The organism is Bradyrhizobium sp. UFLA05-89 (assembly GCF_059803475.1).
The window spans coordinates 24,116-43,456 of the sequence record NZ_JBANBA010000031.1 but is presented as its reverse complement, the minus strand read 5'-3'; the positions used below and the strand labels follow the sequence as shown (position 1 = coordinate 43,456).

General features: G+C 64.2%; 15 protein-coding genes. 6 read left to right on the top strand and 9 right to left on the bottom strand.

The genetic code is table 11. From position 1 onward, the window contains the following. Positions 1–32: 32 nt before the first annotated feature. From SO139_RS18240 to SO139_RS18230, 3 genes are all read right to left on the bottom strand, one after another. Positions 33–908, bottom strand: coding sequence for a F0F1 ATP synthase subunit gamma (locus SO139_RS18240; RefSeq protein ID WP_449380601.1), 876 nt, complete (start codon positions 906–908; stop codon positions 33–35). Positions 909–1,055: 147 nt separating this feature from the next. Next, the gene (gene atpA / locus SO139_RS18235; RefSeq protein ID WP_449380600.1) at positions 1,056–2,585 is read right to left on the bottom strand and encodes a F0F1 ATP synthase subunit alpha; all 1,530 of its coding nucleotides are present in this window, start codon (positions 2,583–2,585) and stop codon (positions 1,056–1,058) included. Further along, entirely contained in the window at positions 2,585–3,145 is a 561-nt protein-coding gene (locus tag SO139_RS18230; protein ID WP_449380599.1) for a F0F1 ATP synthase subunit delta, read from the bottom strand. Before SO139_RS18230 ends, atpA begins: the two co-directional genes overlap by 1 nt. A 647-nt stretch (positions 3,146–3,792) precedes the next feature. On the opposite strand from SO139_RS18230, the gene SO139_RS18225 reads away from it, so the two are divergent. Further along, positions 3,793–4,296: a septal ring lytic transglycosylase RlpA family protein gene (locus SO139_RS18225; protein WP_449380598.1), complete on the top strand. Its 504-nt coding sequence runs from the start codon at positions 3,793–3,795 to the stop codon at positions 4,294–4,296. A gap of 254 nt (positions 4,297–4,550) precedes the next feature. Here the strand turns inward: SO139_RS18225 and SO139_RS18220 are convergent, their stop codons facing one another. Next, a complete protein-coding gene (locus SO139_RS18220; RefSeq protein ID WP_498540348.1) occupies positions 4,551–6,764 on the bottom strand; it encodes a primosomal protein N' in 2,214 nt (737 codons plus the stop codon). Between the two features lie 112 nt (positions 6,765–6,876). Here SO139_RS18220 and SO139_RS18215 point away from each other — a divergent pair, with 112 nt between their 5' ends. The 5 genes from SO139_RS18215 to SO139_RS18195 all read left to right on the top strand — a co-directional run bounded on the left by SO139_RS18215 (position 6,877) and on the right by SO139_RS18195 (position 11,940). Beyond that, a complete protein-coding gene (locus tag SO139_RS18215; RefSeq protein WP_449380596.1) occupies positions 6,877–7,842 on the top strand; it encodes a tyrosine recombinase XerC in 966 nt (321 codons plus the stop codon). Positions 7,843–8,044: 202 nt separating this feature from the next. Next, positions 8,045–8,296 carry a hypothetical protein gene (locus tag SO139_RS18210; protein ID WP_498540347.1) on the top strand — a complete coding sequence of 84 codons (252 nt, stop codon included), beginning with the start codon at positions 8,045–8,047 and terminating at the stop codon, positions 8,294–8,296. Then, complete coding sequence (locus SO139_RS18205) at positions 8,289–9,683, top strand: class I SAM-dependent methyltransferase (protein WP_449380638.1); 1,395 nt, start codon at positions 8,289–8,291, stop codon at positions 9,681–9,683. Before SO139_RS18210 ends, SO139_RS18205 begins: the two co-directional genes overlap by 8 nt. Before the next feature lie 6 nt (positions 9,684–9,689). Continuing rightward, positions 9,690–11,234 (top strand): sulfatase-like hydrolase/transferase, encoded by a 1,545-nt coding sequence (locus tag SO139_RS18200; RefSeq protein WP_498540346.1) that lies wholly within the window; start codon positions 9,690–9,692, stop codon positions 11,232–11,234. Between the two features lie 112 nt (positions 11,235–11,346). After that, positions 11,347–11,940 carry a DUF4337 domain-containing protein gene (locus tag SO139_RS18195; protein WP_449380593.1) on the top strand — a complete coding sequence of 198 codons (594 nt, stop codon included), beginning with the start codon at positions 11,347–11,349 and terminating at the stop codon, positions 11,938–11,940. 157 nt (positions 11,941–12,097) lie between these two features. Here the strand turns inward: SO139_RS18195 and SO139_RS18190 are convergent, their stop codons facing one another. The 5 genes from SO139_RS18190 to SO139_RS18170 form a co-directional block, all read right to left on the bottom strand. Beyond that, complete coding sequence (locus SO139_RS18190) at positions 12,098–12,628, bottom strand: hypothetical protein (RefSeq protein WP_449380592.1); 531 nt, start codon at positions 12,626–12,628, stop codon at positions 12,098–12,100. 33 nt (positions 12,629–12,661) lie between these two features. Further along, positions 12,662–14,062 (bottom strand): dihydrolipoyl dehydrogenase, encoded by a 1,401-nt coding sequence (gene lpdA, locus SO139_RS18185; protein WP_498540345.1) that lies wholly within the window; start codon positions 14,060–14,062, stop codon positions 12,662–12,664. Positions 14,063–14,098: 36 nt separating this feature from the next. Then, positions 14,099–14,860 carry an SDR family oxidoreductase gene (locus tag SO139_RS18180; protein ID WP_498540344.1) on the bottom strand — a complete coding sequence of 254 codons (762 nt, stop codon included), beginning with the start codon at positions 14,858–14,860 and terminating at the stop codon, positions 14,099–14,101. Between the two features lie 55 nt (positions 14,861–14,915). Next, entirely contained in the window at positions 14,916–16,151 is a 1,236-nt protein-coding gene (odhB, locus tag SO139_RS18175; RefSeq protein WP_498540343.1) for a 2-oxoglutarate dehydrogenase complex dihydrolipoyllysine-residue succinyltransferase, read from the bottom strand. A 157-nt stretch (positions 16,152–16,308) separates the two neighbouring features. Continuing rightward, complete coding sequence (locus tag SO139_RS18170; RefSeq protein ID WP_498540342.1) at positions 16,309–19,266, bottom strand: 2-oxoglutarate dehydrogenase E1 component; 2,958 nt, start codon at positions 19,264–19,266, stop codon at positions 16,309–16,311. Positions 19,267–19,341: the final 75 nt, after the last annotated feature.

Genomic DNA, 19,341 nt, shown 5'->3' with positions numbered 1-19,341 from the left:
ACTGTCTCCTTCGATCCGAATTTCGCTTCCGGTCAGACTGCTTCTGCGCCGGAGATGATTTCGATGAGTTCCTTGGTGATCTGAGCCTGACGCGTGCGGTTGTAGACCAGCGTCTGCTTGCGGATCATTTCGCCGGCGTTGCGGGTGGCGTTGTCCATCGCCGACATCTGCGCGCCATAGAACGAAGCGTTGTTCTCGAGCAGCGCGCGGAAGACCTGCACCGCAAGATTGCGCGGCAGGAGGCGGGTGAGGATCTCGTCCTCTTCCGGCTCGTATTCGTAGGACGTCGTGCTGGCGCCGGCGGCGGGCTCCTCGACGACCAGCGGGATCACCTGCTGGGCGGTCGGGATCTGTGCAATCACCGACTTGAATTGCGAGTAGAACAGCGTGCAGACGTCGAACTCGCCGGCCTCGAAGCGCGCCAGCACCTTCTTGGCGATATCCTCGGCGTTGACGAAGCCGAGCTGGCGGACAGCGCGAAGATCCAGGTGCTCGACGATCTGCTTGTCGAACAGGCGACGGAGCTGCTCATAGCCCTTGCGACCGACGCAAAAGAATTTGACTTCCTTGCCCTCGTTCTGGAGGGCCAACGCGCGCTCGCGCGCGAGACGCACGATCGAGGAGTTGAATGCGCCCGACAGGCCGCGCTCGCCGGTGCAGACCAGGAGCAGGTGGACCTGATCCTTGCCGGTGCCCGTGAGCAGCGCAGGCGCGCCGGGCGAGCCCGCCGCGGCGCTGGCGATATTGGCGATCACGGCAGACATCTTGTCCGCATAGGGCCGCGCCGCTTCGGCGGCACTCTGGGCGCGGCGCAGCTTCGACGCCGCCACCATCTGCATGGCCTTGGTGATCTTCTGCGTCGCCTTGGTGGAGGCGATGCGGACCCGCATGTCTTTGAGAGACGCCATTCTTCGTTCACCCCGACGGTCCGACTTCTAGTCCAACCGCAACCCTATCCATTCGTCATGCCCGGGCTTGTCCCGGCCATCCACGTCTTGCTCTCCACGCGGAAGCGCGTGGATGGCCGGGACAAGCCCGGCCATGACGGCTTTTTGTTAGGCGAAGGACTTCGCGAAGCCTTCGACCACGCCTTTCAGCTTGGCCGCCGTGTCGTCCGAGAGGTCACGGCTGTCGCGGATCGCATTGAGGATCTCGACGTTCTTGCCGCGCAGCAGCGACAACAGGCCGTCCTCGAACGCCCGCACCTTGTTGATCGGCAGCGGATCGAGATAGCCGTTGGTGCCGGCCCAGATCACGCAGACCTGCTCTTCCATCTTCAGCGGCGAGAACTGCGGCTGCTTCAGAAGCTCGGTCAGGCGCGAGCCGCGGTTGAGCAGGCGCTGGGTCGAGGCGTCGAGGTCGGAGCCGAACTGCGCGAACGCCGCCATTTCGCGGTATTGCGCGAGCTCGCCCTTGATCTTGCCGGCGACCTTCTTGGTGGCCTTGGTCTGCGCCGAAGAGCCGACGCGCGACACCGACAGACCGACGTTCACCGCGGGGCGGATGCCCTGGAAGAACAGATCGGTTTCCAGGAAGATCTGGCCGTCGGTGATCGAGATGACGTTGGTCGGAATGTAGGCCGACACGTCGTTGGCCTGGGTTTCGATGACCGGCAGCGCCGTCAGCGAGCCCGAGCCCTGGTCCTTGTTGAGCTTCGCCGCGCGCTCGAGCAGGCGGGAGTGCAGGTAGAACACGTCGCCCGGATAGGCTTCGCGGCCCGGCGGGCGGCGCAGCAGCAGCGACATCTGGCGGTAGGCGACGGCCTGCTTGGACAGATCGTCATAGATGATGACGGCGTGCATGCCGTTGTCGCGGAAGTACTCGCCCATGGTGCAGCCGGTGAAGGGGGCGATGTACTGCATTGGCGCCGGATCGGAGGCGGTGGCGGCGACGACGATCGAATATTCCAGCGCTCCCTGCTCTTCCAGCACCTTCACGAACTGGGCGACGGTCGAACGCTTCTGGCCGATCGCGACGTAGACGCAGTAGAGCTTGATGTTCTCGTCGGGCTGCGCGTTGAGCGGTTTCTGGTTCAGGATGGTGTCGAGCGCGATCGCGGTCTTGCCGGTCTGGCGGTCGCCGATGATCAGCTCGCGCTGGCCGCGGCCAATCGGGATCAGGGCATCGATCGCCTTGAGGCCGGTCGCCATCGGCTCGCTCACCGACTTGCGCGGAATGATGCCGGGCGCCTTGACGTCGACGCGCATGCGCTTGTCGGCCTGGATCGGACCCTTGCCGTCGATGGGATTGCCGAGCGCGTCGACGACGCGGCCGAGCAGACCCTTGCCGACCGGCGCGTCCACGATGGCGCGGGTGCGCTTGACGGTCTGGCCTTCCTTGATCTCGCGGTCGGCGCCGAAAATCACGATACCGACGTTGTCGGTTTCGAGGTTCAGCGCCATGCCGCGGGTGCCGTTCTCGAACTCAACCATTTCACCGGCCTGGACGTTGTCCAGACCATAGACGCGGGCGATACCGTCGCCGACGGACAGCACCTGTCCGACTTCGGAGACTTCAGCTTCCTGGCCGAAATTCTTGATCTGGTCCTTGAGGATCGCGGAAATTTCCGCGGCGCGGATGTCCATCAGCCTGCCTCTTTCATCGCGTGCTTGATCGAATTGAGTTTGGTGCGAAGCGAACTATCGATCATTCGGCTGCCAAGCTTGACGACGAGGCCACCGATGATCGAGGGATCGACTTTCACGTTGAGCGCGACGTCCTTGCCGGTCACCGATTTGAGGGCGGCCTTGAGGGCGTCGAGATTCTTGTCCGAGAGCGGCTCCGCGACGGTCACGTCGGCAGAGGCCTCACCTTTATATTTGGCGACCAGCGCGCCGTAGGCGCGGATGACGTCGGCCACCGCGAACAGCCGGCGGTTGGCGGTCAGCACCTTGAGGAAATTGGCGGAAATGCCTGATATGCCGGCCTTGTCCAGCACCGCGGACAGCGCCTTGGACTGGCTGTCTGCCGAGAACACCGGGCTGCGGACGAGGCGCTTCAGATCGGCGCTGTCGTTGAGCATGGTGCCGAACCGGTCGAGATCGGCTTTGACCGCATCGACCACATTCTGGTCGCGGGCCAGTTCAAACAAGGCCGTTGCATAACGGCCGGACACACCTGAAACGGACGTATCTTCTGCAGCCACAGACGCGCTCTTTATAGCTGTCAAACTCGCAAGGGAAAAACCGTCGCCACGAAGCGGCGCCTAGCGATCCAAGCCCTTGGAATTCAAGCGGGACTTCGATTTTCGACCGACACAGGGAAGTGCCGGGCTCGTTAAAATCGCGGCTTTGCTAACATAGCAGGGGCGCAGGTGCAACATGACGCCAAATTAAAGGCTGCGGCTCTCCGTCCCTGCTGTGGGCACGGTCACAGCGCGCCACCCGGCACCACGCCACCATCCTGCACCCACCCAAAAGGGGTCGCCCGGTCGGTCCGACAGGAATTAGTTCCTGCCTTTTTCGCATACCGGCCATGAACACAGCTCGCAGAGACGTGAGGTCGGTCGCCGCCGCTTCACTTGGTCAATTACTTATCAAATTCTCAACGCGTCGGTTGAAAACTTGGCTTTACAGTATTTACAAGTAATCGTTTGGTTAACCAATCGTTAAAGGCGGCGATAACAAAATATCCGACGAAAATCCGATCGGATAACAAGATGTCTCATCCGGACACATGACGAAATTACTGCCCAATTCATGCCGCATTGCGACGTGAAACGCGCAATCGCTCACAAACTGATGGGGGCTCCACTAGCCACATATGTGGCAATACTAGCGTAGGGACCAATAAATGTTGTCATTGAACACGGGGTGCGCAACCCGACCGCGGACGGCGATCGCTTTCGTCGCTGCCACTCTCGTCATCGGTGGAACTGCCACCGAAGCTTCCGCCAAATCCCGGCATCACCATTATCGGCACCACCACCATCACGAGGCCAGCACCAGCGACACGTCCAATACGGGTTCCTGGATGAACGCCAACGCCTCCGTGGCGCCCTCTTCGGGTTCCGGCCACACATTCTCGGGCATGGCCTCCTATTACGGCAATGAGTCCGGCAGCCGCACAGCGTCGGGCGCACGCTTCAACCAGAACGCCATGACCGCGGCGCACCGTTCGCTGCCGTTCGGCACCAAGGTGCGCGTCACCCATGGCGGCCAGAGCGTCATCGTCACCATCAATGACCGTGGCCCGTTCGTTCGCGGCCGTGTCCTCGACCTCTCTACCGGTGCTGCCCGCGCCATCGGCCTGACCGGCGCCGGCGTCGGCCGCGTAACCGCCGAGGTCGTCTCGTAACATTCGACGCGCGAAGCGCGCGAAAAACAGCCCGCCGTCTTGGGGGACGGCGGGCTTTTTCTTTTGCTGTCACTGCGAGCGCAGCTGCCGCCTCACCCTCCGCAGTCATTCCCCGCGAAAGCGGGGAATCCAGTACGCCGCGACCTATCGATTGAACAATTGCTGCTTCGGAATACTGGATCGCCCGATCAAGTCGGGCGATGACAGTTCAGCATGCTGCGCCCGCAACGACGGGAATGGAGTCGCGCGCGTCGCTACAAAAAGCTCTGCGGGTCGACGTCGGTCTCGAGCTTGAGATTGCCTTTCGGCTTCGGCGCCACGGCAAGCCAGTTGCGCAAATAGTCCGAGAGATCGAAGCCGCGCGCGGATTTCACCAGGATCCGGAAACGGTAACGGCCCTTGATCACGGCGAGCGGCGCTTCCGCAGGTCCCAGCACCTTCACGCGTTCGTCGCGCGGCGCCACCGCAACGAGCCGGCGCGCAAATCCTTCCGCACTCGGGCGGTCGCCGGCGGAAATGATCAGGCCCGCGAGCCGCCCGAACGGCGGGTAGAGCGTGCGCTCTCGCAGCTCGATCTCGCTGTTGTAGAACGCCTCGCGATCGCAGGCGATCAGCGCCTTCATCACGGGATGCTCGGGCTGATGGGTCTGGAGATAGCCGACGCCACGGCCCTGCTCGCGGCCGGCACGGCCGATCACCTGGTTGAGCAACTGCCAGGTACGCTCGGCTGCGCGCGGATCGCCGTTGGAAAGGCCGAGATCCGCATCGACGACGCCGACCAGATTGAGCCGCGGAAAATTGTGGCCTTTTGCCACGAGCTGCGTGCCGATGATGATATCGACACGGCCCTCGGCAATGTCGTTCAGCTCCGAGCGCATGGTCTCGATCGAGGTGATGAGATCGCTCGACAGCACCATGGTGCGGGCTTGCGGAAACAGCGACGCCGCCTCCTCCTGCAAGCGCTCGACGCCGGGCCCGACCGCGACCAGCGATTCCTCGGCCGCGCAATGCGGGCAGACGTTCGGCCGCGGCATCGAGAAACCACAGTGATGGCAGACCAGCCGCTGGCGGAATCTGTGATCGACCAGCCAGGCATCGCAGATCGTGCAGGAAAAGCGATGGCCGCAGGCGCGGCATAGCGTCAGCGGCGCGTAGCCGCGGCGATTGAGGAACAACAGCGCCTGCTCGCGCCGCTCGATCGCGGCCTTCATCTCGCCGGCGAGCCGCGGCGAGATGAAGCGGCCGCGCGCCGGCTGCTCGCGGCGCAAATCGATCGCCTCGATATGCGGCATGTGCTGGCCGCCGAAGCGCGAGGGCAGCGCGATGCGCTGGTAGCGTCCCTTGCGCGCGTTGACCTCGGATTCGACCGACGGCGTCGCAGAGGCCAGCACGATCGGAATTTTTGCGATATGCGCCCGCACCACCGCCATGTCGCGGGCGTGATAATGCACGCCGTCATCCTGCTTGTAGGCCTGGTCGTGCTCTTCATCGACGACGATGAGGCCGAGATTGGCGTAGGGCAGAAACAGCGCCGAGCGCGCGCCGACCACGACCGGCGCGCTGCCTTCCGAGATCGCCGCCCAGTTGCGCGCGCGGGTGCGCGGGGTGAGCTCCGAATGCCATTCCAGCGGTCGCACGCCAAACCGTTGCGCGAAGCGGTCGAGGAACTGGCCGGTGAGCGCGATCTCCGGCATCAGGATCAGCGACTGCTTGCCGCGGCGGATGGTCTCGGCGACCGCCTCGAAATAGACCTCGGTCTTGCCGGAGCCGGTGACGCCATCGAGGAGGGCGACATGAAAGGTGCCGTTGCCCGCGAGCGCGCGCATCGCATCGACCGCGGCGCGCTGGAGGTGCGTGAATTCCGGCTGTCCGTAGGCGGGATCAGGCGCCGGGGGCGGAGGCGGCGGCGGCAACGGCTCGACCGTCAGCGTGCCTTCGTCGACCAAGCCGTCGATCACCCCGGCCGAAACACCTGCCTCCTTCACGACATCGGATTTGCCGTGCAGCAGACGGTCCGACAACACCTCGATCACACGCTGCCGCGCCGGCGTCAGGCGCCTTGGCGGATCGCCGACCAGCCGCACGCCGGCGCGCGTCCGCTCGGGCCCGAGATTTTCGCCCATGCGCAGGCACATGCGCAAAACCATGCCGCGCGGACCGAGCGTGTAGTTGGCGACCCAGTCGACCAGCGCGCGCAGCTCGCCCTTGAGCGGCGAAACGTCGAGCTTCTCGCTGACGTCCTTCAGACGGTTGTGCAGGCGCGGATCCGGATTGGCGTTCTCCGCCCACACCACCGCCAGCACCTCGCGCGGGCCGAGCGGCACACTGAGGAGATCGCCCGCCTTCAACTCCATGCCGCGCGGCACGCGGTAGGAATAGGTCTGGTCGAGCGCGACCGGCACCAGCACGTCGACCATGCGGGTCGAAATGGCCTGGGGAGCGGTCGTGCTGCGCGACGAATGATCCATGGACGGAGAATCGGAACCTAAAGGCCTTGAAGCTAGCGCCGTGGGGCGGCCTTAGCGAACAGTAAACGGGTGTGATGCGATATACTGAGCGGAACCATTACGTCCAGAGCGCATGAGCAAAGCGGCCGCCCCGAAAATCGAGCTCGCCAGCGCCGATCCTGACATCGCGCAGGAGATGATGCGCTGGCTGTCGCATCTCGGCGCCGAGCGGCGGCTGTCGCCGAAGACGCTGGAGGCCTATTCCCGTGACCTCAGGCAGTGCCTGGATTTCCTCTGCACGCATTGGGGCGAGCGCGTGACGCTGAAGCGCTTCGCCGCGCTCGAGGCCAGCGACATCAGGGCCTTCATGGCGATGCGCCGCGCCGACGACGTCGCCGGCCGCTCCCTGATGCGCGCGCTTGCAGGCCTGCGTTCGTTCGGCCGCTTCCTGGAGCGCGAAGGCAAGGGCAAGGTCGGTGCGCTCTCGGCGATCCGCGCGCCGAAGGTGGCCAAGAGCCTGCCGAAGCCGCTGCCGATGGTTTCAGCCAAACGCGTCACTGACGCCGACGAGCGCGCCGGCGAAGAGCGCGAGACCTGGATCCTGGTGCGCGACGCCGCCGTGATGGCTCTCTTGTACGGCTCGGGCCTGCGCATCTCGGAAGCTCTGGGGCTGAAGCGACGCGACGTGCCGCGCCCCGGCGAAGGCGATGTGCTCGTCGTCACCGGCAAGGGCAACAAGACGCGCATGGTGCCGGTGCTGCAAAATGTGCTGGCGCTGGTCGCCGAATATGTCGCGATGTGCCCGCATCCGCTTGCAGCCGAAGGACCGATCTTCGTCGGCGCGCGCGGCGGGCCGCTGAGCCCGCGCATCATCCAGCTCGCGATGGAGCGACTGCGCGGCGCACTTGGCCTGCCCGACAGCGCCACGCCACATGCGCTGCGGCATTCCTTTGCCACGCATCTTCTGTCACGCGGCGGCGACTTGCGCGCGATCCAGGAATTGCTCGGCCATTCCTCGCTGTCGACCACGCAGATCTATACCGGCATCGATTCCGAACGGCTGCTCGAAGTCTACGCCAGCGCACATCCGCGGCGCTGAGCATTTATTTCTGATTATTTCCAAGCAGCCTTGTTCGTCGAAATGCGGCATTGCGACAACAGATGCACAAAAGTCACATCAGCCCGTCACACTTGGCTTGATGGACAAGATTTAAGGTTACGCCTTGTGGTGGAATGCTACGTTCCGTAGCTGACGGTGGTGCCGGCACGTTCTGGCCGCCGCTGCAGTGATGGGGCGTTCAATGAAGAACAAAAACTCTCCTGTGGTCATCGTGGGACTCCTGGCCGGCCTTGCCGTGCTGATGCCGACCAGCGCTTACGCCTATCTGGATCCCGGCACGGGCGCCTTCGCCGTACAAGGGCTGATCGCCGGCATTGCCGGTGGCATCATCGCCGTCCGCTCCTATGGAAAGCGGATCCTGGGCTTCTTCGCCCGCTCCAAGACACCGCCGGAGGTTTGGTCCAACGGATCCTCCCCCGACCGTGATGCGTGATCCAGGCTCGTTCCGCGATCCCTCCGGATATATCTTCTCGTCAGGCGATCGCATCTTTCGCGCGGTCAATGACGAGGCCCATCGAAATTTCCTGCTCCTGAAATCGTCCGGCGCCTACGACGACCTGATCGAGAAGGGATGGATTATCGGAGCCGAGGAAGTCAGCCCCGACGAGGCTGCGGCGAACAAGCCCCCCGGAGCTTGGCATCTTCTGGAGCATCCAAGACTTCCGTTCGTCTCCTACCCCTATGAATGGCCGTTCGCGCTGCTCAAGCGCGCTGCGCTGTTGCATCTCGACATTCATTTGCGCGCGCTCGAGTTCGATCTCACGCTCTCGGATGCGAGCGCCTACAATGTTCAGTTCTTCGGCGTCAGGCCCGTGTTCATCGATATTCCGTCCTTCGTGCCGTACCGGAACGGCGACTACTGGATCGGCCAGCGCCAATTCGTCGAGCAGTTCGTCAACCCGCTGCTGCTGCGCGCCCTGTTCGGCATCTCGCACAACGCATGGTATCGCGGCGCTCTGGAAGGCATCCCGACCAGCGAGATCGTCGCGCTGATCAGTTGGCCGAAGCGCTGGCTGGCGCCCGATGTGCTGACCAACATCACGCTGCCCGAGCTGTTGCAACGGCGCGCGCGGCGACGCGCAGACGGTCCCTCGCGCGAGGGGAAGCCGTTGCCCAAGGCCGCGCTGCAAATGGTGCTGCGGCGCCTGCGCGGCTGGGTCGCCGGCCTTGTCCCGAAAGACGTCGGGCCCACCGAGTGGCAGCAATATGAGAGTGCGAACACATCGTATGCGGACGACGAGGAGGACGGGAAGCAGGAATTCATCGGCTGCTTCTCGCGCCGGCATGCTCCGCTGCACGCATGGGATGTCGGCTGCAACACGGGCCGGTATTCGCAATCGCTGCTCCAGAACCAGACGCGCTCGGTCATCGGGCTCGACGCCGACCTCAATGCGCTGGAATCCGCGGTCCTACGCGCGACCGACGCCGGCCTATCCTTCCTGCCGCTCTTCAGCGACGCGGCGAATCCCAGCCCCGGCCAGGGCTGGGCGGAGACCGAACGATCGGGCCTGACGTCGCGACGCGGCGCGGACGCGGTGATCGCGCTTGCCATCGTGCATCACCTTGCGATCGGCCGGAACGTGCCGCTGTCGTCGGTGGTCGAATGGCTGGTCACGCTCGCGCCACGCGGCGTGATCGAATTCGTCCCGAAATCCGATCTGATGATCCAGCGCATGTTGCGGCTGCGGCGCGACGTTTTCGACCGCTATGACAGCGGTCAGTTCGAGCAGGCCCTCGGCCGCCACGCCCGAATCGTGCAGCGCCTCGAGCTCACGCCCTACGGCCGCACGCTATACGAATTCGAAAGACTTGCGAGCTGAACCGGCATGCCGCTGCACCTCCAGGAAAAATCCAATCTGCTGCGCGCGTTGCTGGCTGCGACCATCCTGTCGACCTTACCGCTGCTCGACTTCTACGCCGCGAACATGGCCGAGCTGGCGAGCCCCTGGCGGGTGCTGCACTACGCCGCCGGCACGCTGGCCGCCGCTGCAATCCTCGCGACGGGCCTTGCGCTGTTGCTGCGGAAGATTCCGCTGTGGCGGATCCTGCTTGCGACCGGGCTGATGGTCTTCATGTTCTTCGCCTATGATGTCAACCTGATCCAGCACGAGCTGAAGGCCCATCTCGGCGACTGGGCGCCCGCGGCCTGGACCGCGGTGGCGATCGGCACCGGCGTCCTCGCGCTGCGCTTGCTGCGCGAGACTGTGGCCATCACGATCTGCCTTGTCGTATCGCTCGCATTTTCGGCGCCGGCGCTTGCCCGCATCGCGACGATCCTGACGCGGGAGCACCGCGCCCAGGCGCACACCGCTGATAGTAGCGAGCCGGCGGCGGCCAGGTTCAGGATCTCGCCCAATATCTATTGGATCGTGCTGGACGGCTATCCACGGGAGGATGTCCTCAAGGAGGAGTTCGCGTTCGACAACGGCGACTTTATCCGGTCGTTGGCCGCGCTCGATTTCGTCGTGCTCGGCAAGAGCCGCTCCAATTTCCCTTCCACCGTCAACTCGATCTCCAGCACGCTCAATTCCGACTACACCGTCACGGGTGAAGGCGATGCGCTCGAGCCGCTTGCGGTGGAGACGATGCAAGCCATAGTGCGCGGCAAGAGCCGGACGGTGTCTCGCCTCACAACGGCCGGATACAACTATGTCCACTTCGAGAACGGCTACGACTACCTGACCGAATGCGCACCTGACGTGCCGAAATGCGTCCGCGGCAATCTCGGGCTCGACGAGCTCGACATCGCCATCCTGTCCAACACGCCGATCATCGACCTCATCCTCGAACACCAGCAATCGGCGCCATTCGCCTGGGGCGGGGTGAACGACCTGACCGCGAAACTCGACGCCGTCCGCGCGACGCCGTCACCCTTCTTTCTATATGCGCATGTGCTGGCGCCACATCCGCCGATCCGCTTCACGGCAGACTGCGGCTTTCGCGCCGGCGATCCCGACCTCCAGCACTGGATTCCGACGAAACGTCCGGCCTTCATCGATCAGCTTCGCTGCACCAATTCGCAGACGCTGACGTTGTTGCAGAAGATCGTCCAGTCCGATTCCGACGCGCTGATCATCCTCCAGTCGGACCATGGCACCGCGTTCCGCGGCCAGCTCAAGCGGCCGCCGACCGACTGGTCCGATGCCGACCTGCATGAAAGATTCGGCGCATTGAACGCGATGCGACTGCCTGCGCAATGCCGCGCGGCGGCAGCCGACGACCTCACGCTCGTCGATACATTTCCGCTGGTGTTCTCCTGCCTTGCCGGCAGCACGTTCGAGCGGCATTCTCCGCGATTTTTTGTAACGCCGTATGACGACAACGCGGATTTCGGCCGCGCCGTCGAATATCCGTCCGAACGGGTGAGATGAACGGTGGATAGCGTGGGCAGCCGCGGACATGCGGCGATGCTCGGTGCGGCTTTACCTCTTGCGCAGCTCGCGCGGTTCGGTCAATCGTACCGGCGGATCCAGGAGGGACATTATGAGCGCACACGAAAGCATGGAGCACGCGGAGCATGCCGAGCACGCATCCGGCGAGAACAAGAAGATCGCCCTTCTGATCGCGGTGCTGGCGCTGTTCCTTGCGATCTCGGAGACGCTCGGCAAGGGTGCGCAGACCGAGGCGATCAGCAAGAATGTCGAGGCCGCCAATCTCTGGGCGTTCTTCCAGGCCAAGAGCATCCGCCGCACCGTGGTGCAGACCGCGGCCGAGCAGGGCAAGCTCACGCTGGGCACGGCGTCCGACGACGCCAACAAGGCGGCTATCCAGAAGCAGATCGAGGACTGGCAGAAGACCGCGGCGCGCTATCGCTCCGAGCCGGAGACCGGCGAGGGCACCGAGCAGCTTGCCGAGAAGGCCAAGCACGCCGAGCACGAGCGTGACGAGGCGACGGCAAAGTACCACCACTTCGAGCTGGCCTCGGCCGCCTTCCAGATCGGCATCGTGCTGGCCTCCGCCACCATCATCACCGGCATCATTGCGCTCGCCTATGTCGGCGGCATCCTGACGCTCGCCGGCATGGTGATGACCGCGCTCGGCCTGTGGTGGCCGCATCTGTTGCATTTGCACGGGTAAAGGGGCGGGCGCGAGACGCGTACCACACATACCGCTGGCATGCCCCGGCTTGACCGGGGTATCCGGAGCGGCGCCCCCTCGCCGCTCATCGTCGATGTCTCTGAGATACTGGATTGCCCGCTTTCGCGGACAATGACACCGAGTGCATGGCGGATAGCTACCGCGCCTCGTGCACGCTCTTGCGGAAACGCTGGATCAGGCGGAGCGCCCGGGAGGACCATCCCTCGCCATTGCCGGTGAGGGCATTCTTGATGCGCAGCTTGATCGGCTCGACCAGCGCCGTCGATTTGGCGCGGATCATCATCACGAAATCATAGAGCCGCTCGAACCACGCCATCTCCAGCAGCTTGTCGCGCGTCACGTCGAACACGAAGGCGGTGACGCCGACGCCGAGCAGTTTGGCGAACAGGATCGTGAACACCGCGCTCATCCAGTATTCGTGGGTGAGCAGCCAGAGCCCGACCAGCTTGAGCGGAAACAGCGGGATGATCGGTACGGCGAAGACGATCAGCGTCATCGCCGGCGATAGCGCATCGACTCGTTCGGTCAGCCATTGCTTGAACTGCGCGAGCGGGATCGCGGCGACGACACGCGCCACGATCGGCTCGAGATGATCCCACAGCCAGGCTTCGATCAAAAAGATGATCGCCAGCAGGACCCAGACCGGTTGAAGAAGGCGGCGCAGCATGTCTTTCCCGCCCGATTCGGCTCGGCGCGTCGCCTACATATGGATGGCCCGCTTGCCGACTGCAAGCGCGGCTTCCTTGACGGCCTCGGAGCGGGTCGGATGCGCATGGCAGGTACGGGCGAGGTCTTCCGCGCTGCCCCCAAACTCCATCAGCACACACGCCTCGTGGATCATTTCGCCGGCTTCACGGCCGATAATGTGCACGCCAAGCACGCGATCGGTCTTCGCATCTGCGAGAATTTTCACGAACCCGTCGGTGGTCTGGTTGACCTTGGAGCGGCCGTTGGCGGTAAAGGGAAACTTCCCGACGGTGTAGACCACGCCCGCTTGCTTCAGCTCTTCCTCGGTCTTGCCGACGGAGGATACTTCCGGCGTGGTATACACCACACCTGGGATCACGTCGTAGTTCACGTGACCAGCCTGGCCGGCGAGGATCTCCGCCACCGCAACGCCTTCGTCCTCCGCCTTGTGCGCGAGCATCGGGCCGGCGACGACGTCGCCGATGGCATAGACGCCCTTCAACGTGGTCGCGAAATGGGCATCGATCTGGACGCGGCCGCGATTATCAAGCGCAACGCCGGCTTCCTTCAGCCCGAGACCGTCGGTGTAGGGCACACGGCCGATGCAGACCAGCACAACATCAGCCTCGATGGTCTCGGCCGCACCGCCCGCGGCCGGCTCGATCTTCGCAAGCAGTGCCTTGCCGTTGGATTCGACGCCGGTGACCTTCGAGCCCAGCTTGAACGCGAATCCCTGCTTTTCAAGGATGCGTTGAAATTGCCGTGCGACTTCGCCGTCCATGCCCGGCAGGATGCGATCGAGGAATTCGACGACCATGACTTCGGACCCGAGCCTGCGCCACACCGAGCCAAGCTCGAGCCCGATCACGCCGGCGCCGATGACCAGCAACCTGCCCGGCACCTTCTCCAGCGACAGTGCGCCGGTCGACGACACGATGCGCTTCTCGTCGATCTCGATGCCCTTCAGCCGCGCGATGTCCGAGCCGGTGGCGATCACGATGTTCTTGGTCTCGATGACCTGCGACTTGCCGTCCGCGGAGACCTCGACCTTGCCGGTGCCCAGGATCTTGCCGCTGCCCTTGAGCACGTCGACCTTGTTCTTCTTCATCAGGAATTCGACGCCCTTGACGTTGCCGTCAATGCCCTGCAGCTTGAAGTTCATCATCGCCGGAAGCTCGAGCTTCGGCGTCGAGACCGACACGCCCATCTTGGCGAAGGAATGTGCGGCTTCCTCGAACATCTCCGAAGCATGCAGCAGAGCCTTCGAGGGCATGCAGCCGATGTTGAGGCAGGTGCCGCCGAGCGTGGGGTTCTTTTCGACCACGGCGACTTTCATGCCGAGCTGGCTCGCGCGCACCGCGCAGACATAACCGCCCGGTCCGGTGCCGATGACGATGAGATCGTAGGTAGCCATGAGAGGAAGTCCCGTAATTTAGCGTGAGAAGACGTGTCAGCGTCCGCCGGACACGTCGAGAATGGCTGAGGTGACGTAGGAGGCATCGTCGGACATCAGCCAGACGATGGCATTGGCGATTTCCTCGGCGGTGCCGACGCGCTTCATCGGCACCATATGGGCCAGACGATGGGCGCGGTCGGGCTCGCCGCCGGCGGCGTGGATTTCGGTGTCGATCAGGCCGGGCCGGATGCCCGCGACGCGAATGCCTTCGCCGGCGACCTCGTAGCCGAGGCCGACGGTGAAGGAATCGATCGCGCCCTTGGAGGCGGCATAGTCGACATAGGTGTTCGGCGAGCCGAGCTTTGCAGCGACCGACGACAGGTTGACGATCACGCCGCCCTTGCCGCCATGCTTGGTCGACATGCGTTTGACCGCCTCGCGCGCGCAGAGGATGGAGCCGGTGACGTTGACCGCCATCACACGCTGGATGCGCTCGGCCGACATCTCGTCGACGCGCACCCCGCTCTTGCCGACAATGCCGCCATTGTTGACGAGAGCCCCTAACGTGCCGAACTGGTCGGCGGCCTTGAACAGCGCGAGGATATCGCTTTCCTCGGCAACATCGCACTTCACCGCGATTGCCTTGCCGTTCTTGGCTTCGATCGCGGCTACGACCTCGTCGGCAGCCTGCTTGTTGCTTGCATAGCCGACGACCACGCGAAAGCCGCGCTCCGCCGCTGCAAGCGCAGTGGCGCGGCCGATGCCACGGCTGCCGCCGGTGATGATCGCAACCTTGTCCGTCACGCTCGCCTCCATCCTTGCGCACAGGCCGTCGCCCCTGCAGGCGACGGCACTTTCAAGACTTTGGGTGTCAGAGGTCCAGCACCAGCCGCGCCGGATCTTCCAGGCTCTCCTTGACACGGACCAGGAATGTCACGGCTTCCCTGCCGTCGATCACGCGGTGATCATAGGACAGCGCCAGATACATCATCGGGCGGACCTCGACCTTGCCGCCGATCACCATCGGCCGCTCCTGGATCTTGTGCATGCCGAGGATGCCGGACTGCGGCGCGTTCAGGATCGGCGTCGACATCAGCGAGCCATAGATGCCGCCATTGGTGATGGTGAAGGTGCCGCCCTGCATCTCCTCGATCTTGAGCTGGCCGTCACGCGCGCGGCGACCGAAATCGGCAATGCCCTTCTCGATGTCGGCGATCGACTTCTGATCGCAGTCACGGACAACGGGAACGACAAGTCCCTTGTCGGTGCCGACCGCGACGCCGATGTGATAGTAGTTCTTGTAGATCAGGTCGGTGCCGTCGATCTCGGCGTTGACCGCCGGGATGTCCTTCAGCGCCTGCACCACCGCCTTGGTGAAGAAGCCCATGAAGCCGAGCTTGGAGCCGTGCTTCTTCTCGAACACGTCCTTGTAGTGCGCGCGCAGCGCCATGACGTTGGTCATGTCGACCTCGTTGAAGGTCGTCAGCATCGCAGCCGTGTTCTGCACGTCCTTGAGGCGCCGCGCGATGGTCTGGCGCAGGCGGGTCATCTTGACGCGTTCCTCGCGCGCGGCGTCGTCGGCGGGCGACGGCGCACGGACCTGCACGGCAGCGGCCGGCTGGTTGACCGGCGTCGGCGCGGAGGCGGCGCGCTCGATCGCGGCGAGCATGTCGCCCTTGGTGACGCGACCGTCCTTGCCGGAGCCCGGAACGGTCGAGGCATCAATGCCGGTCTCGGCCGAAAGCTTTCGCACCGACGGGGCGAGCGGCGCATCGGCGGGCGCGGCCTTGGGCGCTGCAGGTGCAGGAGCCGCGGCCGGCGCGGCGGCAGCGGCAGGCTTTGCGGGAGCCGCAGCCGGCTTGGCGGCGCCGGCGCCATCCGTGATCTGTCCGAGCAGCGCACCCACCGCAACGGTCGCACCGTCAGCAGCGATGATCTCGCTGAGCGTGCCGGCCGAGGGCGCGGGCACTTCGATGGTGACCTTGTCGGTCTCGAGCTCCACCAAGGGCTCGTCGACGGCGACGGGATCGCCGGCCTTCTTGAACCAGCGGCCGATGGTGGCTTCGGTGACGGATTCGCCGAGCGTCGGCACACGAATTTCAGTCATGGTCTTTTCCTTAAGGAGATCGCTTGTGCGGTCATGAATTGGGATGTCACCGTCGCGCGAATGCGAGCGACCCACTACGCCGCAACCCTCGTCAGAACGAACGTCGCGGAGCACTGGATGCCCCGCTCTCGCGGGGCATGACGCAGTCCAAAATTGTTTAGCTCAACGCTTCGTCGAGGAACGCCTTGAGCTGCGCCTGGTGCTTCGACATCAAGCCGGTCGCGGTCGCGGCGGAGGCGGCGCGGCCGACATAGCGCGGACGCCGGCTTACGCCGTTCACCTGGTTGAGCACCCATTCGAGATAGGGCTCGATGAAGTGCCACGCACCCATGTTGCGCGGCTCCTCCTGGCACCAGATCACCTCGGCCTTCTTGAAGCGAGCGAGCTCCTGAACCAGCGCCTTCAGCGGCACCGGATAGAGCTGCTCGACACGCATCAGGTAGATGTCGTCGATGCCACGCTTCTCGCGCTCCTCGTAGAGGTCGTAATAGACCTTGCCCGAGCACAGCACGAGGCGGCGGATCTTCTCGTCCGGCACCAGCTTGGTGGCCTCGCTCGGCTGCATCTGGGCGTCATCATAGAGGATGCGGTGGAACGTCGTGCCCTTGGCGAGCTCGTCGAGCCGCGACACCGCACGCTTGTGCCGCAGCAGCGACTTCGGCGTCATCAGGATCAGCGGCTTGCGGATCTCGCGATGGAGCTGGCGGCGCAAAACGTGGAAGTAGTTCGCCGGCGTGGTCGGATAGACCACCTGCATGTTGTCTTCCGCGCACATCTGCAGGTAGCGCTCGAGGCGCGCCGAGGAGTGCTCGGGTCCCTGGCCCTCATAGCCATGCGGCAGCAGACAGACGAGGCCCGACATGCGCAGCCATTTGCGCTCGCCGGAGGAGATGAACTGGTCGAACAGCACCTGCGCGCCGTTGGCGAAATCGCCGAACTGGGCTTCCCACAGCGCCAGCGCATTCGGCTCGGCCAGCGAGTAGCCGTATTCGAAGCCGAGCACGGCTTCTTCCGACAGCAGCGAGTTGATGACCTCGTAATGACCCTGCTCGACGCCGAGATGGTTGAACGGCGTGTAGCGGCTCTCGTCCTCCTGGTCGATCAGCACCGAATGGCGCTGCGAGAAGGTGCCGCGCTCGCAGTCCTGGCCGGACAGGCGGACATGACGACCTTCCTCCAGCAGCGAGCAGAACGCCAGCGCCTCGCCGGTCGCCCAGTCGATACCGACGCCGTTGTCGATGGCCTTGGCGCGGTTATCGAGGAAGCGCTGGATGGTGCGGTGAACGCGAAAACCGTCCGGCACCTTGGTGATCTTGCGGCCGATGTCCTTCAGCGTGGCGGTCTCGACGCCGGTGACGCCGCGCCGCGCATCCTCTTCCTGGTCGGCGATCTTGAAGCCCGCCCACTTGCCGTCGAGCCAGTCGGCCTTGTTCGGCTTGTAGCTGGTGCCGGCCTCGAACTCGGCATCGAGCCGGGCGCGCCAGTCGGCCTTCAGCTTGTCGACCTCACCCTCGGTGACCACGCCTTCGGCGATCAGGCGCTTGGCGTAGAGCGTGAGGGTCGAGGGATGGGCCGCGATCCGCTTGTACATGACCGGCTGGGTGAAGGCCGGCTCGTCGCCCTCATTGTGGCCGTAGCGGCGATAACACCACATGTCGATGACGACAGGCTTGTGGAACTTCTGCCGGAATTCGGTCGCGACCTTGGCCGCGAACACCACGGCTTCCGGATCGTCGCCGTTGACGTGGAAGATCGGCGCGTCGATCATCTTCGCGACGTCGGACGGGTAAGGCGACGAACGCGAATAGCGCGGATAGGTGGTGAAGCCGATCTGGTTGTTGACGATGAAGTGCACCGAGCCACCGGTACGATAGCCCTTCAGATCAGACAGGCCAAAGCATTCCGCCACTACGCCCTGGCCGGCGAACGCCGCGTCGCCATGCATCAACAGCGGCATCACCGAGATGCGCATGTCCGGCGGATCGCCATGCTGGTCCTGCTTGGCGCGGACCTTGCCGAGCACCACGGGATCGACGATCTCGAGATGCGAGGGGTTGGCGGTGAGTGACAGATGGATGCGGTTGCCGTCGAACTCGCGGTCGGAGGACGCGCCGAGGTGATACTTGACGTCGCCGGAGCCTTCGACTGCGTCGGGATTGGCCGAGCCACCCTTGAACTCATGAAACAGCGCGCGGTGGGCCTTGCCCATGACCTGGGTCAGCACGTTGAGGCGGCCGCGATGCGGCATGCCGACGACGATCTCCTTCACGCCGAGATTGCCGCCGCGCTTGATGATCTGCTCGAGTGCAGGGATCAGCGACTCGCTGCCGTCGAGACCAAATCGCTTGGTGCCGGTGAACTTGGTATCGCAGAACTTCTCGAAGCCTTCGGCTTCGACCAGCTTCGTGAGGATGGCGCGGCGGCCTTCGGGAGTAAAGGAGATCTCCTTGTCCGGCCCCTCGATGCGCTCCTGGATCCAGGCCTTTTGCGCGGCATTGCTGATGTGCATGAACTCGACGCCGAGCGTCTGGCAGTAGGTGCGCTCGCAGATCGCGACGATCTCGCGCAGATTGCCGTATTCGAGGCCAAGCACGTGATCGAGGAATATCCTGCGGTCGAAATCGGCCTCGCTGAAACCGTAGGTGCGCGGGTCGAGCTCCTCGCGGTTGCGCTGCGCCTCGATGCCGAGCGGATCGAGCTTGGCATGGAAATGGCCGCGCATGCGGTAGGCGCGGATCAGCATCAAGGCGCGGACCGAATCGCGGGTAGCCTGGAGCACGTCGGCCGAGGAGAGATCGGCCCCCTTGGCCTGCGCCTTGGCGGCGATCTTGGCGCCAACCGTCTTCTCGACCTGGGCCCAGTTGCCGTCGAGCGCCGAGGTCAGATCGTCCTGGGGCGTGACCGGCCAGTTGTCCCGGGCCCAGGACGGCCCTTCCGCATTCTTGCGGACGTCGGCCGGCTGGTCCTTCAGGCTCTGGAAGAATTCCTGCCACTCGACGTCAACCGAGGAGGGATCTTGCTCGTAGCGGGCGTAGATTTCGTCGATGTAGGTGGCGTTGGTGCCCTGCAAAAAAGATGAGAGGGCAAAGGCTGCGTTCGCGTCCTGGCGAGACATACTTGAGTTCCTGGCGATTTCGGTTCGCGCAAATGAAAACGGCGCTGACCCCGATCCTCCGGCAGCGGATCGGCG

Coding starts and splice junctions, on each gene's coding strand:
- SO139_RS18240 (WP_449380601.1), bottom strand. CDS start 908: ATGGCGTCTCTCAAAGACATGCGGGTCCGCATCGCCTCCACCAAGGCG.
- atpA (WP_449380600.1), bottom strand. CDS start 2,585: ATGGACATCCGCGCCGCGGAAATTTCCGCGATCCTCAAGGACCAGATC.
- SO139_RS18225 (WP_449380598.1), top strand. CDS start 3,793: ATGTTGTCATTGAACACGGGGTGCGCAACCCGACCGCGGACGGCGATC.
- SO139_RS18220 (WP_498540348.1), bottom strand. CDS start 6,764: ATGGATCATTCGTCGCGCAGCACGACCGCTCCCCAGGCCATTTCGACC.
- SO139_RS18215 (WP_449380596.1), top strand. CDS start 6,877: ATGAGCAAAGCGGCCGCCCCGAAAATCGAGCTCGCCAGCGCCGATCCT.
- SO139_RS18210 (WP_498540347.1), top strand. CDS start 8,045: ATGAAGAACAAAAACTCTCCTGTGGTCATCGTGGGACTCCTGGCCGGC.
- SO139_RS18205 (WP_449380638.1), top strand. CDS start 8,289: ATGCGTGATCCAGGCTCGTTCCGCGATCCCTCCGGATATATCTTCTCG.
- SO139_RS18200 (WP_498540346.1), top strand. CDS start 9,690: ATGCCGCTGCACCTCCAGGAAAAATCCAATCTGCTGCGCGCGTTGCTG.
- SO139_RS18195 (WP_449380593.1), top strand. CDS start 11,347: ATGAGCGCACACGAAAGCATGGAGCACGCGGAGCATGCCGAGCACGCA.
- SO139_RS18190 (WP_449380592.1), bottom strand. CDS start 12,628: ATGCTGCGCCGCCTTCTTCAACCGGTCTGGGTCCTGCTGGCGATCATC.
- lpdA (WP_498540345.1), bottom strand. CDS start 14,062: ATGGCTACCTACGATCTCATCGTCATCGGCACCGGACCGGGCGGTTAT.
- SO139_RS18180 (WP_498540344.1), bottom strand. CDS start 14,860: ATGGAGGCGAGCGTGACGGACAAGGTTGCGATCATCACCGGCGGCAGC.
- odhB (WP_498540343.1), bottom strand. CDS start 16,151: ATGACTGAAATTCGTGTGCCGACGCTCGGCGAATCCGTCACCGAAGCC.
- SO139_RS18170 (WP_498540342.1), bottom strand. CDS start 19,266: ATGTCTCGCCAGGACGCGAACGCAGCCTTTGCCCTCTCATCTTTTTTG.